Origin of the sequence: Bacillus sp. PAMC28571, from assembly GCF_014250435.1 — a bacterium.
GTDB lineage: Bacteria > Bacillota > Bacilli > Bacillales > Bacillaceae > Bacillus > Bacillus safensis.
Genome location: NZ_CP060191.1, coordinates 2275069 through 2288853, shown reverse-complemented (window position 1 = coordinate 2288853; position 13785 = coordinate 2275069). Strand labels below are relative to the sequence as shown.

16 protein-coding genes and 1 tRNA gene are annotated in these 13785 nt (G+C 38.5%); all 17 read left to right on the top strand.

The genetic code is table 11. The features are described 5' to 3' along the window. Positions 1-188: 188 nt before the first annotated feature. The 17 genes from gerE to dltB all read left to right on the top strand — a co-directional run bounded on the left by gerE (position 189) and on the right by dltB (position 13764). Positions 189-413 carry a spore germination transcription factor GerE gene (gene gerE, locus H7F25_RS11555; RefSeq protein WP_003184172.1) on the top strand — a complete coding sequence of 75 codons (225 nt, stop codon included), beginning with the start codon at positions 189-191 and terminating at the stop codon, positions 411-413. Between the two features lie 149 nt (positions 414-562). Further along, positions 563-1003, top strand: a complete 441-nt coding sequence (locus H7F25_RS11550) for a MarR family winged helix-turn-helix transcriptional regulator (protein WP_024423206.1) — start codon at positions 563-565, stop codon at positions 1001-1003. 7 nt (positions 1004-1010) lie between these two features. Beyond that, positions 1011-1829 (top strand): glutamate racemase, encoded by an 819-nt coding sequence (racE, locus tag H7F25_RS11545; protein WP_369810464.1) that lies wholly within the window; start codon positions 1011-1013, stop codon positions 1827-1829. 100 nt (positions 1830-1929) lie between these two features. Continuing rightward, positions 1930-2991, top strand: a complete 1062-nt coding sequence (locus H7F25_RS11540; protein WP_024423204.1) for a GerMN domain-containing protein — start codon at positions 1930-1932, stop codon at positions 2989-2991. Positions 2992-3142: 151 nt separating this feature from the next. Next, on the top strand, positions 3143-3871 hold the full coding sequence (rph, locus tag H7F25_RS11535) for a ribonuclease PH (protein WP_024427165.1): 729 nt from the start codon (positions 3143-3145) through the stop codon (positions 3869-3871). 10 nt (positions 3872-3881) lie between these two features. Then, a complete protein-coding gene (locus tag H7F25_RS11530) occupies positions 3882-4484 on the top strand; it encodes an XTP/dITP diphosphatase (RefSeq protein WP_162860205.1) in 603 nt (200 codons plus the stop codon). A gap of 14 nt (positions 4485-4498) precedes the next feature. Next, complete coding sequence (locus H7F25_RS11525; RefSeq protein WP_185853743.1) at positions 4499-5023, top strand: YfcE family phosphodiesterase; 525 nt, start codon at positions 4499-4501, stop codon at positions 5021-5023. A 120-nt stretch (positions 5024-5143) separates the two neighbouring features. Next, positions 5144-5217: transfer RNA gene (locus H7F25_RS11520), tRNA-Arg, on the top strand. Between the two features lie 440 nt (positions 5218-5657). Beyond that, positions 5658-6344 (top strand): hypothetical protein, encoded by a 687-nt coding sequence (locus H7F25_RS11515; protein ID WP_185853742.1) that lies wholly within the window; start codon positions 5658-5660, stop codon positions 6342-6344. Continuing rightward, positions 6341-8125, top strand: coding sequence for an ORC-CDC6 family AAA ATPase (locus H7F25_RS11510; RefSeq protein WP_231293922.1), 1785 nt, complete (start codon positions 6341-6343; stop codon positions 8123-8125). Before H7F25_RS11515 ends, H7F25_RS11510 begins: the two co-directional genes overlap by 4 nt. A 1025-nt stretch (positions 8126-9150) precedes the next feature. Continuing rightward, positions 9151-9465 (top strand): DUF4241 domain-containing protein, encoded by a 315-nt coding sequence (locus H7F25_RS11505; RefSeq protein ID WP_253207487.1) that lies wholly within the window; start codon positions 9151-9153, stop codon positions 9463-9465. A gap of 64 nt (positions 9466-9529) precedes the next feature. Beyond that, positions 9530-9634, top strand: coding sequence for a DUF4241 domain-containing protein (locus tag H7F25_RS19525; RefSeq protein ID WP_081124640.1), 105 nt, complete (start codon positions 9530-9532; stop codon positions 9632-9634). Positions 9635-9810: 176 nt separating this feature from the next. Continuing rightward, positions 9811-10281 carry a hypothetical protein gene (locus H7F25_RS11495; RefSeq protein WP_185853741.1) on the top strand — a complete coding sequence of 157 codons (471 nt, stop codon included), beginning with the start codon at positions 9811-9813 and terminating at the stop codon, positions 10279-10281. An 18-nt stretch (positions 10282-10299) separates the two neighbouring features. Beyond that, positions 10300-10635, top strand: a complete 336-nt coding sequence (locus tag H7F25_RS11490; RefSeq protein ID WP_185853740.1) for a DUF4288 domain-containing protein — start codon at positions 10300-10302, stop codon at positions 10633-10635. 278 nt (positions 10636-10913) lie between these two features. Then, entirely contained in the window at positions 10914-11063 is a 150-nt protein-coding gene (locus H7F25_RS11485) for a teichoic acid D-Ala incorporation-associated protein DltX (protein ID WP_024427820.1), read from the top strand. A 14-nt stretch (positions 11064-11077) separates the two neighbouring features. Next, entirely contained in the window at positions 11078-12583 is a 1506-nt protein-coding gene (gene dltA / locus H7F25_RS11480; protein WP_185853739.1) for a D-alanine--poly(phosphoribitol) ligase subunit DltA, read from the top strand. Next, the gene (dltB, locus tag H7F25_RS11475; RefSeq protein ID WP_034621161.1) at positions 12580-13764 is read left to right on the top strand and encodes a D-alanyl-lipoteichoic acid biosynthesis protein DltB; all 1185 of its coding nucleotides are present in this window, start codon (positions 12580-12582) and stop codon (positions 13762-13764) included. Before dltA ends, dltB begins: the two co-directional genes overlap by 4 nt. The last annotated feature ends 21 nt before the right edge of the window (positions 13765-13785 follow it).

Genomic DNA, 13785 nt, shown 5'->3' with positions numbered 1-13785 from the left:
ACGATGTCTCGGGGAGGAGACTCGTCCTTTTTTGCGTGGATGAAAGCGCAGAAATTGGACGCTGATATGCGGGATTTCTTGATTTTAACGTCACCTACCTCAGGCACCCGGCATATGATATCTCGACTATACAGAATCCCATTCTATAGAGACTAGAGCTCTCACCTTAGCAAGGAGGGTTACAATACTTGAAGGAGAAAGAGTTTCAATCCAAGCCGCTATTAACCAAAAGAGAAAGAGAAGTATTCGAATTGCTCGTCCAAGATAAAACAACAAAAGAAATTGCAAGCGAGCTTTTTATTAGCGAAAAGACTGTTCGAAATCACATTTCGAATGCCATGCAAAAGCTAGGAGTCAAAGGCCGTTCACAGGCCGTAGTCGAGCTTCTGCGTATGGGTGAGCTAGAGCTCTAAAGTCAGCCGGTTTTCCTTCCATATTGGGGAGGAACCGGTTATTTCTATATGGTTTCCATGAGTCTCTTCTTGCATTTTCTTTAAAAAACGAGGAAAATAGACATATACGTTTTAATCAAAGTGAGATGCTATAGTGAGGTATCAATAAAATGGAAACGAATGAATCAGGCCATGTTGCAGAGATTGAAAAATCATTACGCCACATTGCCGCAATTATTAAGCAAAAAGGCAGAGAAATCCTCAATCAATATACGATTACACCTCCACAATTCATCGGGCTTCAGTGGCTTTATGAATTCGGAGATATGACAATAGGCGAGCTGTCACAAAAGATGTACTTGGCTTGCAGCACAACCACTGATTTAATTGATAGAATGGAAAAAAGTGAACTTGTCGAACGGGTGAAAGATCCATCTGACCGCCGCGTGGTTCGCATTCATTTATTGCCTGAAGGCGAGCGGATCATTCAAGAAGTGATTGCTAAACGCCAAGAATACGTCAGTGAACTTCTAGGGGCTTTCTCAGAAGAAGAAGCCATCGTTTTCAACCAATCCTTAACGAAACTACAGCAGCAAATGAAAAGAAAATGAGGCGATTTTGTTGGATCAACCAATCGGCGTCATTGATTCCGGCGTCGGCGGTTTAACCGTTGCAAAGGAAATCATGAGACAACTGCCAAAAGAAAAAATCATTTATGTAGGCGATACAAAACGATGTCCATATGGCCCGCGGAAAGAAGAAGAAGTTCTTCAATATACGTGGGAAATGGCACACTACTTACTAAAACACCACCATATTAAAATGCTCGTCATTGCATGCAACACAGCAACGGCGATCGCACTGGATGAAATCAAAGCAACGCTTGATATTCCGGTCATTGGCGTCATTCAGCCTGGCGCCCGTACAGCGATCAAGGTGACAAACAACCAGCATATTGGCGTTATTGGCACAATCAATACGATCAAAAGCGAGGCATACAAAGAAGCGCTGCTGTCACTAAAAGCAGGTCTAACGGTTCAAAGTCTGGCGTGTCCGCTCCTTGTCCCATTTGTGGAAAGCGGTACGTTTTTAGATCAGACAGCAGAGGCAGTGGTGAAAGATTCCCTTGAACCGATGAAAGAAACAGGAATTGATACACTTATTCTTGGCTGCACACACTATCCGATTTTAAAAGAGCCGATTCAGCGCTTTATGGGCAGTGATGTCAGCATCATTTCATCAGGAGATGAGACAGCGAGAGAAGCAAGTACGATTCTTTCATATAAAGGGCTGTTAAATACCTCTAAAGAAACGCCTGTCCATACATTTTACACAACAGGGCAGCAGCAAAATTTCCAAAACATCGCTCGTGACTGGTTTGGCTACCTGCCAGGGAAGGTCGAAACCGTGTCACTTGAACACATCTACCAGCAATAACCCCTTCTACTTGAAGCGGGTTATTTTTTTATGAAAAGGGTCTAATCCTCCGAGGGAGCTCGTATACATAGTAGTACAAACTACTAGAGGAGGGTGAAGTATGCTGAAAAAAGGATCTACAGCAGCTGTTACGTGTATCGCGTCAGCCATGCTTTTGTCAGGATGCGGATTGTTTCAAACAGACCAAGCGAAAACAGAGATTGATCCACCACAAAACGTCACATATGTGAAAGAAAATAAAGAAGATAAACAAACAGCCAAAGAAGGAAAAGAAGAGAAGCAGGCAGATACGGTCATGAGAGAACTATATTTAATTGATAAAAACGGGTATGTCGTCTCTCAATCCATTCCACTGCCGAAAAATGAAGGAAGTGCAAAACAAACCCTTGAATATCTCGTGGACGGGGGACCTATTTCTAACTTAATGCCGAATGGCTTCAGAGCAGTGCTGCCAGCGGATACGCGCGTATCTGTCGATATTAAAGACGGAACGGCGGTTGTCGATTTTTCAAATGAATTTAAAAACTATAAAAAAGAAGACGAGCAGCGCATTTTGCAATCTGTCACTTGGACGTTAACTCAGTTTGATTCCATAGCCAAAGTCAAATTGAAGATGAATGGACATGAACTAAAAGAAATGCCTGTGAACGGTACACCTATCTCAGATGATTTAAGCAGAGAAGACGGTATTAATATCCAGCACGAGGCTGCTGCTGATATGACAGCGACAAAGCCAGTGACGGTTTACTATTTAGCTGAATCTGATGAACAGACGTACTATGTTCCAGTGACCAAAAGAGCGCCAAAAGACGAGGATGATCCGATTACAGCAGCGATTGATGAGCTCGTTTCTGGACCAAGCAAAAAAAGCCATCTGCTTACAGACTTTGATCAAGATGTGAAGCTGAATGATGTACCAAAAGTAAAAGATGGCCATGTGACACTTGATTTCAACGAATCTATTTTTGGCAGTGCAGATGAAAAGAAAAAGGTCATTTCACAAAAAGTTCTTGATAGCATTGTGCTCACATTAACCGAGCTGCCGGACGTCAAAAGCGTATCTGTCAAGGTGAACGGCAAGGCTGAGCTTGTGAACGAAAAAGGAGCAGAGCTTACAAAGCCGGTTTCACGACCAGAACAAGTGAATACAGGTAGTTTTTAACGTCACACATTGATATAATGGAGAAAAAGAGGCATGCATATTCGCTGCCTCTTTTTTATTCCAAGCGATTAGAACGAGCTGAGGTTGTCAAAGTTAGTAGGAGAACCCCGCTGGCACTCGCGAGGAATGTATATCGTAACGGAGGTAAAACATGAGATTAGATGAAAGACAATATGACGAATTGAGAAAAATTGAAATAGAGGCAGGCTACATCACGCACCCAGAAGGCTCTGTCTTAATCTCAGCGGGAAATACGAAGGTGATTTGTAACGCATCGATCGAAGACCGCGTACCTCCTTTTTTAAGAGGAGAAGGAAAAGGCTGGATTACAGCAGAATATAGCATGCTTCCAAGAGCAACTGCACAAAGAACGATAAGAGAATCATCTAAAGGAAAAGTCACAGGACGTACCATGGAGATTCAGCGTTTAATTGGACGAGCACTCCGCGCAGTCGTTGACTTAGAAAAGCTTGGCGAACGCACCATTTGGATTGATTGTGATGTTATTCAAGCAGACGGCGGCACACGCACAGCATCCATCACAGGTGCTTTTGTTGCCATGACACTTGCGATTCAAAAGCTGCGAGCTGAAGGAGTCATCAAAGAAAACCCGATTACTGATTATTTAGCGGCGATATCCGTCGGAATTGATTCTCAGCAAGGTCTTCTGTTAGATTTAAACTATGAAGAAGATTCTTCTGCTGAAGTAGATATGAATGTCATCATGACAGGCGCTGGTCGCTTTGTTGAACTTCAAGGAACAGGCGAAGAAGCGACATTCTCAAGAGAACAGCTAAACGGACTGCTTGATTTAGCCGAAAAGGGCATCAAAGAATTAATCGAAAAGCAAAAAGCAGTAACAGGAGAAGTCATCGAATAAAGAGAAGGGTTTGATCAGGATGAAAACAGCCATCATTGCAACGCACAATGCGGGCAAAGCGAAAGAATTCAAAGCCATTCTTGAGCCAAAAGGATTCACGGTCAAAACACTAGCAGACATTGGCTTTACTGAAGAAATTGAAGAAACAGGACAAACCTTCGAAGAAAATGCCATCATCAAAGCGGAGGCCATTCAAGCCAAAGCAGGTGAAATGGTCATTGCAGACGATTCCGGTCTGTCGATTGATTATCTGGGCGGAAAACCTGGCGTGTATTCAGCGAGATACGCAGGTGAGCATAAAGACGATGCGGAGAATGTGGAAAAAGTGCTGAGCGAACTTCAAGGCATTGAAAAAGAAGACCGCACAGCCAGATTCAGATGTGCCCTTGCTGTCAGCATACCGGGAAAAGAAACAAAGACGGTAGAAGGATCAGTAGAAGGCTTCATCGCAGAAAAACCAATCGGCGAAAATGGCTTCGGATACGACCCAATTTTCATCGTCAAAGACAAAGACCAGACGATGGCCGAATTATCACCAGAGGAGAAAAACAAGATCAGCCATCGAGCGGTCGCGCTTCAAAAGCTTTCATCACTGCTAGACGCAAATGAATAAGGGGGAATGAAGCCATGAAGATACTCATCATTAGTGACAGTCATGGACTCACAGACGAACTTCAAACCATTGCCAAACGGCATGCGGCTGAAGTTGACATGATGATTCACTGCGGAGATTCAGAACTCGAAACGAACCATCCAGCACTTGAAGGATACAAAGTCGTCAAAGGAAATTGTGACTTTATGGGCGATTTTGAAGAAGAGCTCCTGCTCCCACTTGATAGAGGCGGAAAACTATTTCTCACTCACGGACATCTGCATGGCATCAAACAATCCTTGCTTCAAGTCTACTACCGTGCAGAAGAGCTGGGCGCAGACATTATCTGCTTTGGCCACTCGCATATTCCAGGCAGTGAACTGCTAAGAGGAAAACTCCTCATTAACCCAGGCAGCGTGCACTTGCCAAGAGTGCGAAAAGAGCGCAGCTATGCTATACTGACACTAGATGGAAGCGAAGCAAACGTACAGTTTTTCACGGACGAAGGTCAGGCCATACAAGACCTCGAAAACACTGTCACATTGGAAGGTATTTCATAAGGGTGCAGCATTTGCCCCTTATGAAAAAACTTTCGAAAAACCGTTGACTTTAAAGAACAATAGTAATATAATAAATCTTGTCGCTGAGGTAATACACCAAAGCACAATACATAACAACATGTCCCAGTAGCTCAGCAGGATAGAGCAACGGCCTTCTAAGCCGTCGGTCGGGAGTTCGAATCTCTCCTGGGACGTCATTTAGGAAACCCGTTATTGATACGTATAGTGTCCGTTGAATCAAACGATGACATAGACGTATTGGTAGCGGGTTTTTTCGTGTACGTAAGACACACGTAAGGATGTACGTTGGTCTAAACGGAGGTAATTTACTCTATGGCTCGAAAATTTATAGGCGAAAGAAGTCCGACGGCTAGGCGTTCAGTCTCAAGGCTAACCCGATACTTACGGCCCCGTTCGAACGCACCTATTCAATTGAAGAAGAGTTTTTCTAATGCGAAAAAGAACTAACACAAACTAGATGACATATTCGATACTTCTCTAAGTTTTTAGCGTAAAATTACACTTTAAAATAAATTCTATCAACGGATTCAAATAAATAAAAATCCTCTTCAAAAAAGGTTCTTTATATGTGTTGTTAAAACATGTATAATAACTATATTTGGAGGTATTGGTAATGTCTTATACAAAAAAAGCTTATGAAAATAACATAATAAATAATGTAAAACAAATTAATAATAAGACAATAAACGACAACGACATAACACCACTAATGAATCTTATTGACAATACTTTTAGTATTGTGGAAGAAATTAATAAAAAAGATTCAGATATTGGTGAACTATGGAATGAAATCGCTTCAGATATTATAGCTAGTATTAATTCAAGTACATCAGGGTTTTACAGACAAGGCATTATTACTCTTAGAAGTGTTTTGGAGTTAGGATGTATGTCGTTTTTTTATTCTGACCATAAAGTAGAATTCCATTTATTCAAAGCTCACGATGCAAAGGCTAATAAATATGTAAGTACTCTGATAAGAGACTATGATTTTTACACAACTAATTATATTCAATCCTTTTATAATAATATACAGAAAATTCAAACCAAAAATAACTCTATAAGTATTTTTTTGAGTAAAATATATAAGGATTTAAGTGATGTTGTACATGGAAGATACAAAACACTAACAAAACAAAGCACATTGAAGATAAATTACAGCAAGGAGCAATTTAATTTCTTTAATGATAAATTGCATTCCGTTCTAAGTATTCTCGCAGTAATGTTCATTCTTCGATATCAAGATATTGATAATACAAGTTTAATAGCTTTAGCAAATAAATCAGGGACGGTGCAATTATGAAAACAATGGAGAAATCATTAGGAGATTACATTGCTGACAGAACGGAAAGTTTAGATGATGAATTTATAAGAAAATATTTTATTGAGTATAGTAAAGAAAAAATACAACGACTAACTGATTCGGAACAGTACATTTTTGAAGGTAACAGAGGTATAGGTAAAACTATGTTGATGAAATATGCAGCATTAAAGGCAAATGAAACATTCGGAAAAGACAGTGTCCTTGGGGTGTGGGTTAGTTTCGAAGAGTCTATTCGTTTAGAAAGAATAAAAGTTGTAGAAAGTGGGATAGACCCTTTCTTACAGTGGACAATGGGTAAAATATTACTAGAAGTATTAATTACCATTACAAATTTAAAACCGAAGAATATGGATAAATTAAATAGGAGACTTTCGAATATTTTTGGTTCTAAAGAACCCGAAGATAATTATTCAACCTATTACAAATTACTGTCAGAGTATATTAATATACTCGAGACTGGAGATGTTGAAAATAACCTTATTTTAAAAGACCAGGCTCCATCAACCAAATTAAGTACTATTTTAGACAATCCACACAGTTTTAAGAAATTTTTGAAAGATTTAATTACAGATTTTGGACTTCAAAGAGTAGTGCTATTATTTGATGAAGCTGCTCATGTATTTTCTTTTTCTCAACAAGAAAAATTTTTCTCTTTTTTCAAAGGCTTAAGGGATCCACAGATAGCATGTAAAGCAGCTGTATATCCCGGTATAACTAATTATGGTAAATATTTTGAAAAAGGACAAGATGCCAAAGAGCTTACTCTAAGTTGGTTTCCGAATAAAAAAGAGAACATTGATTACATCAAACAAATATTGAAAAAGAGAATTCAAGCTTATGACCATAGATATTGGGAAATGTTGTCAGTTAATTCTAATATTATTGATACAATTTGTGTTTGTAGTAATGGTAATCCACGTTTTGCTTTTCATATCATTGATGAACTAGAAAGTACTGGTGTATTTAACCAGAAAAGTATTCAAATGCAAAAGGTAATAAATAGTATAAGAGCAGTACTTGAAACAAAATGGAAAGAATTCAGTACACTTAGAAATAGGCTAGTAAAGTACAAAGAGTACATCAACCAAGCGGAGAAGTTAGTAAAAGAGTTTCTGATACCCAATTTGAGAGAGTGGAACAGCAAAAAGAGAGGAAAAAACAGCAAGCTTTCTAGTGGTTTTTATGTTTCAACAACTATTTATGATAAAATACCCCAAATATTTGAAGTGTTAGCATATTCAAACCTTATCACAATTAACTATACAAAAAAAAGTTTAGGTCAAGGGTATTATGGTTATTTTATGTCATTTAATCCAAGTATTTTATTCTCAGACGGAATTATAAAAGAAATTGGTGAAATAGATAATATTTCGATTGCTATTGAAAATAGCCAGGCTTACTACCCTACAACACCAACTATGGGACAACTAATCGAAACATTAAAATTTGAAAATGAATTCCACTGTTCTAATTCGAAGTGTGATTACAAGACTAGTGACGAAGACTTTAGTTATTGCCCAAAGTGTGGAAATAAAATGGAGGTCCCTGAGTCTGCACATGAATCCTTATACAAGATTTTAAGAAGCCATAGTATTGATAATTTGAAATTATCTGAAAAAATAATCGCTAGGCTAAGTAATAAATTTTCTAATATTGGCGAGATATACGATGCGACTATTGATGAGATAAGAATGAAATATATACAAGATGTTAGAACGGAAAGGATAAAAAATGCCGCTATTGAATACATGGCTGGATAACCTTATAGATTTTAGCTAAAATTCCTCTCAGTGACCCTCTAAGGGTCATTTTTCTTTTCTTAGAATAGATTTTGGACGAGGTTTCGATAATTCAAGAAAAGGAGCGGGGGAGTTAATAGTCAGTTCATATACATGTCTTGAATTACATTTTTGATTTGCAAAAAGCATTTACAATTGAATGGAAAGTAGTCAACTGGTTTTTAAGTTCGGAAAGTGGCAGTTATATATGAATGTGGAAGAATAGTGCTTCATCGGTAGCTGGATTGGATAGAGTATACGTCTTCTAAGTCGAAGGTTTAAGTGCCATATCTCTCCAAAAAATGTATTAATGTAAAAACCTAAAATCCTTGATAAGAAAGAATTCGGGCTTTTTTGTCTAATGAAACTTTCATAGCCTTCTCAAACATATAGATAGTAAACGACAGCTCCCTAGATAGGGTTAATTTCTGTAGTCTTTCCATCATAAAGTTTAGCAGCAAAAATAGTGTTTAGTGGGAACTTGCATTATAAGTTTTCTCTGGTTATGGAGTTGATACTGGAAATGGATGTTTTATGGATGATCATACTTTGAAATTTATACTTTCCGAACAAAGCTAAAAGGGTAATGATGACATATAGGAGGAACTTGAAGAGGCATTGGAAAAAAGTTATGAGGATACAAGAAGTTTGTTAGTCTTGCGTTTTCAGGAGAAAGTTGATTTAGCAATCTTTTTTACTAGTTTTGAGGATGGACGAGAACGGAGATGAAGCTGGTCTCGTTACAGATTTTTTATTGACGGATTAAATGGGGAAAAATAAAACAGGAATAAAAGGCAAAACAGAGAAAAATACATAATCCCAACTTCCCAGAAAAACAATGAAAGGAATGATCACTTGTACAACATCAATCCAACACACCTGTTATATAGAAATGGAGAGACAAGCAATCAAGAGGGTGATCAATTATTTCTAAACAGATCGGGAATATCGAGATCACGAGCCGTCATATCGTTGCCTGTGATCCTTTCGTTTCAGAAGGGGACCAATTGTTTACGAGGAAGGTTGCTCAAGGGAAATATCCTATTCTACTTGTAGTTAAGAGATTAGAAAGCGGTGACGAACGCGTCGTCTATGCATTGATCAAGTTTACAAACGAGCAAGCAATAGAATGGGAGATTGCCACAAGAGCAGGGCAGGAACTCAATCAATTGAAAGAAGACGAGATCTTTGGCTACGGTGTAAATACGGGTATGGGCTGCTTTATGGATGCGGAGGCAGCACTATATCTTCAAGCTTATGAGGATGAAGATATAAAGAGGACAATGATTTTTATCTTTATGAGGAATTTGCGAGCCCCTTGAGCAAAACTACAAGCATACATGGGACTAGCTCGTCACCCGTTTTCATGACAAAGTAGACATTGCCATGTTTACAACAGGCTTTGGTGACGGGATGTACCCAAGCTTTTGGGGGATAGATGAAAACGGGGAACCTGCTTGTCTTGTGACGGATTTTCTTATAGTGGATTGATGAGAAACCCATGAAACCAGGGGTTCTTATCAAGATATAATGAAGGAAATATTCACAGAGACGTTAATATAAAACAAATTTTCTTAAATTTACCTTAAAATCATTGAAAATCTAATTAATATAATATAATATTTATATTCAACTAAATTTCTAATGAACTATAAGGAGTATTTAACATGATGAAAAAAATAATTTCCACACTATTAGCTCTATCCGTATTTACTTTTGTTTTACAAGCACCAGCAAAGGCAACAGAAAATGAAACTGTTGTAATTAACACAAATGATTTTGTATCATCTGAAGGAGAATTAAAGCCTGATCAACTTGCAGAAACTAAATTCGCCATCCCACTTCCTTTCTTTTTTATTCCAGGGTTAGGACAAGCTGCAGTATTAGCAACTGGTGCTGTCATTGTAGGTGGTATGATATTTTCTTCAAACTCTTGGGAGGCTCAAGTTGTCAAGCATCATAAAATGACAGCAGACCAATTCATCTCTAAGAATAGAAAAGGGTCAATCAGAAAAGAGTTTCCAAGTGAATACTTAAATAAAACGATAGAACAAATCAACAAAGACGCAAAAAAAGGGAAAAAGAATGCTAAAAAAGCTAAAAAACTGTTAACAGACAACAGATTTAAGAAAAAATGAAATGAAAGGTGATCATTTATGTACGATATTTATTCTGTAAAAGTTTTATTTGAATCAACAACTTCGCCACGATTAAGCCCTGAAAAAATATTTGAAGAGAGAATTTTTTTAATAAAAACAAAAAAAACAGATGAGATTGAAAGCATCATACAGGAAAACTTCCCAGAAGAAACTTATGAAAATTCAGAGGGTGGAATGACTACTACCAAAGTAGTTGCAATTTTAGATATCTTTGAATTAGTAGATAATATAGATGAATCCGTACATTTAAAAGAAGTTTATAGTCGTTATCTTGTGTTTGATAAAGAAACGTCTCCAGAAGAAGCCATTGAAAGATATTCCCTAGACAAATAAATTCGCACAAAATTTTCGAAGTAAATGAAATCAATGCCATCTAGTCCAACTAGGTGGCTTTTGCGTTAGTTCGACAGCTTTCAGCAATTTTAAGGCAAATTTAAGCTCGGATTTCATTTCAAATGTATTAAATCTTTGTTACAATAAGACAGCTTTGCCTAAAGACACGTTAATCGATTCTTCATCTTTTTTTCATGATTTCTTAAAATTTTTATGGTTTGATATGAAACTCTTTGAATGAGTCATGCGTCTCTATAAGTGTCAAAAGAAAAGAGGTTATCAATATGCTATTCAAAAAGCTATCAGAAAATAAGTCTGTAAAATGGATAGGATATACAAGCTTTTACTTACTTATTTTGCTATTATTGTTCTTTATTTACGGATTCCACACAGCAAATACGGGATCATTCATTTACAACGATTTTTAATTGGAGATTAAATTATGAAACTATTACAAACGATTCATGAATACCAGCAAACAAAACCAACACAGCCAGCATTTGTTTCTCAACATGCATCGATCACATATGATGAACTTTGGCATTTATCAGACCAAATGGCTGGTGCGATCGATGCAGTCGCAGCTGGCAGGGAACCTGTCATTGTATACGGTCATATGGAGCCAGAGATGCTGATTTCTTTCTTAGGCAGTGTGAAATCAGGCAGACCATATATTCCGGTCGATATCTCAATACCTGTCGAGCGTATCGTCTCAATTATTGAAAGCTCAAAAGCCAGTCTATTGATTTGTGCAAATGAGCAGAATGTATTAGATGTAGAAGAACACATTGATGTGAAGAGTGCGGCATCGCTTTTAGCACTTGAAAAAGAAGCACCGCCATCCACGCAGTGGGTTCAACAAGATGATGTTTTCTACATTATTTATACATCTGGCAGTACCGGAAAACCGAAGGGCGTTCAGGTAACTGCCAATAATTTAGAAAGCTTTACAGATTGGATGTGCCGTGACTTCCCAATTGGTGAGGGACGCACATTCTTAAATCAAGCACCATTTTCTTTTGACTTATCAGTGATGGATCTCTATCCAGCGCTTCAATCAGGCGGCACGCTTTACTGTTTAGTAAAAGATCTCGTCAACAAGCCAAAGGATATGTTTGCAGCACTTGGTCAATCTGACGTTGAAGTGTGGACATCAACACCTTCTTTTGTGCAAATGTGCTTAATGGACCCTTCCTTTACAGGGGAGCTTTTACCTGAGCTGAAAGTTTTCTTGTTCTGCGGTGAGGCGCTTCCTGTAGCTGTAGCAAGTGCACTTCTGGAGCGTTTTCCAAAGGCGCAGGTCTTTAATACGTATGGTCCAACTGAAGCAACTGTTGCAATCACATCGATTGAAGTCACGCAGGAGATTCTTGATCAGCACGATTCTTTACCAGTCGGCTATGCCAAACCTGATACAGACATCGTCATTTTAGATGAAGAAGGCAAGACACTTCTTGATGGTGAAAAAGGAGAAATTGTCATCGTGGGGCCAAGCGTCACGAGAGGCTACTTAGGTGAACAAGCCTTGACAGATAAAGTGTTCTTTGAATACGAAGGACGTCCTGCTTACCGTACAGGTGACGCAGGTGTGGCGCAGGATGGTTTAATTACGTGCCATGGCCGTCTCGACTATCAAATTAAGCTTCATGGATACCGGATGGAGCTTGAAGAAATTGAATATCATGTAAGCGAGACAACCTATGTCAATGCTTGTGTGATTGTGCCATTCCAGCCAAACGGTCATGTCGAGTACTTGATTGCAGCGATTGTTCCAGCAGCTCATTCATTTGAAAAAGAGTATCAGCTGACAAGCGCGATTAAGAAAGAAATGGCGGATTCACTGCCAGCGTACATGATCCCAAGAAAGTTTGTCTATCTTGAGCAGCTGTACATGACGCCAAACGGGAAGGTTGACCGTAAGAGAATCGCGAAAGAGGTTCTTCTATGATTCCGTTTAGTTCATTCTTTTTCTTCATTCTAATTGGTATTCTTCTTTTGCCGACGATCATTCTTGGTCTTCGCGGCAAAAGAATGCAGGGCTACAACATGTTTGCAACGGTTGTGGCGCTGGCACTTATTTTCTCAAAGGATGCCCATGGCGCGCTGCTGCTCTTCTTGTTCACGGTGTGGCAAATCTTCATCATCCGCCTGTACCTTGCGTACAGGTTAAAGGCGAATCAGGCATCTGTTTTCTATGCAGCAGTGGTGGCATCTATTTTGCCGCTTGTGCTGTCAAAGATTTTACCGTTCTTTTTAACTCATCAGCCGCACCAGCCGCCGCCAATGAACTGGCTGAGCTTTTTGGGGATCTCGTACTTAACATTTAAAGGTGTTCAGTTAATTATTGAGACAAGAGACGGCTTGATTAAGAAGAAAATTCCGATTCACCGTTTGGTCTATTTCATTGTCTTTTTCCCGACGATTTCATCAGGTCCGATTGACCGTTACCGCCGATTTGAAAAGGATATGGATACGCCGCCTGAAAAGGAAGCATACAGTGATCTTCTATATGCCGGTATTCATAAAATTTTCATTGGCTTCTTATATAAGTTTATTATTGGTTATCTAATTCACACATATATTCTGATGAATATTCATCACATTAGCAGCAGTCACTTTGTTCAGCAGTTAACGTATATGTATGCTTACAGCATGTATTTGTTCTTTGACTTTGCTGGATATACAATGTTTGCTGTAGGTGTGAGTTATATTATGGGTATTAAGTCGCCAGAGAACTTTAATAAACCGTTTATCAGCCGAAACATTAAAGACTTCTGGAATCGCTGGCATATGTCCCTGTCCTTCTGGTTCAGAGACTACGTGTTTATGAGATTTGTGTTCTTTATGACTAAAAAGAAGTGGATCAAGAACCGAATGGCTGTATCAAATATTGGGTACTTTGTCCTCTTTCTATTGATGGGTGCTTGGCATGGCCTTGCCCTTCAATATATTATTTACGGACTATATCATGCAGTTGTCATGTCCGGTTACAATTTATTTGAGAAATGGAATAAAAAGCACAAGTGGTGGCCGGATAATAAGGTCACAATGGTTGTGTCAATCATTATTACATTCCATGTGATTTGTTTCGGATTTTATATTTTTTCAGGAAAACCATTTCATCATTAATGATTAAGGGAGTAGAAAATT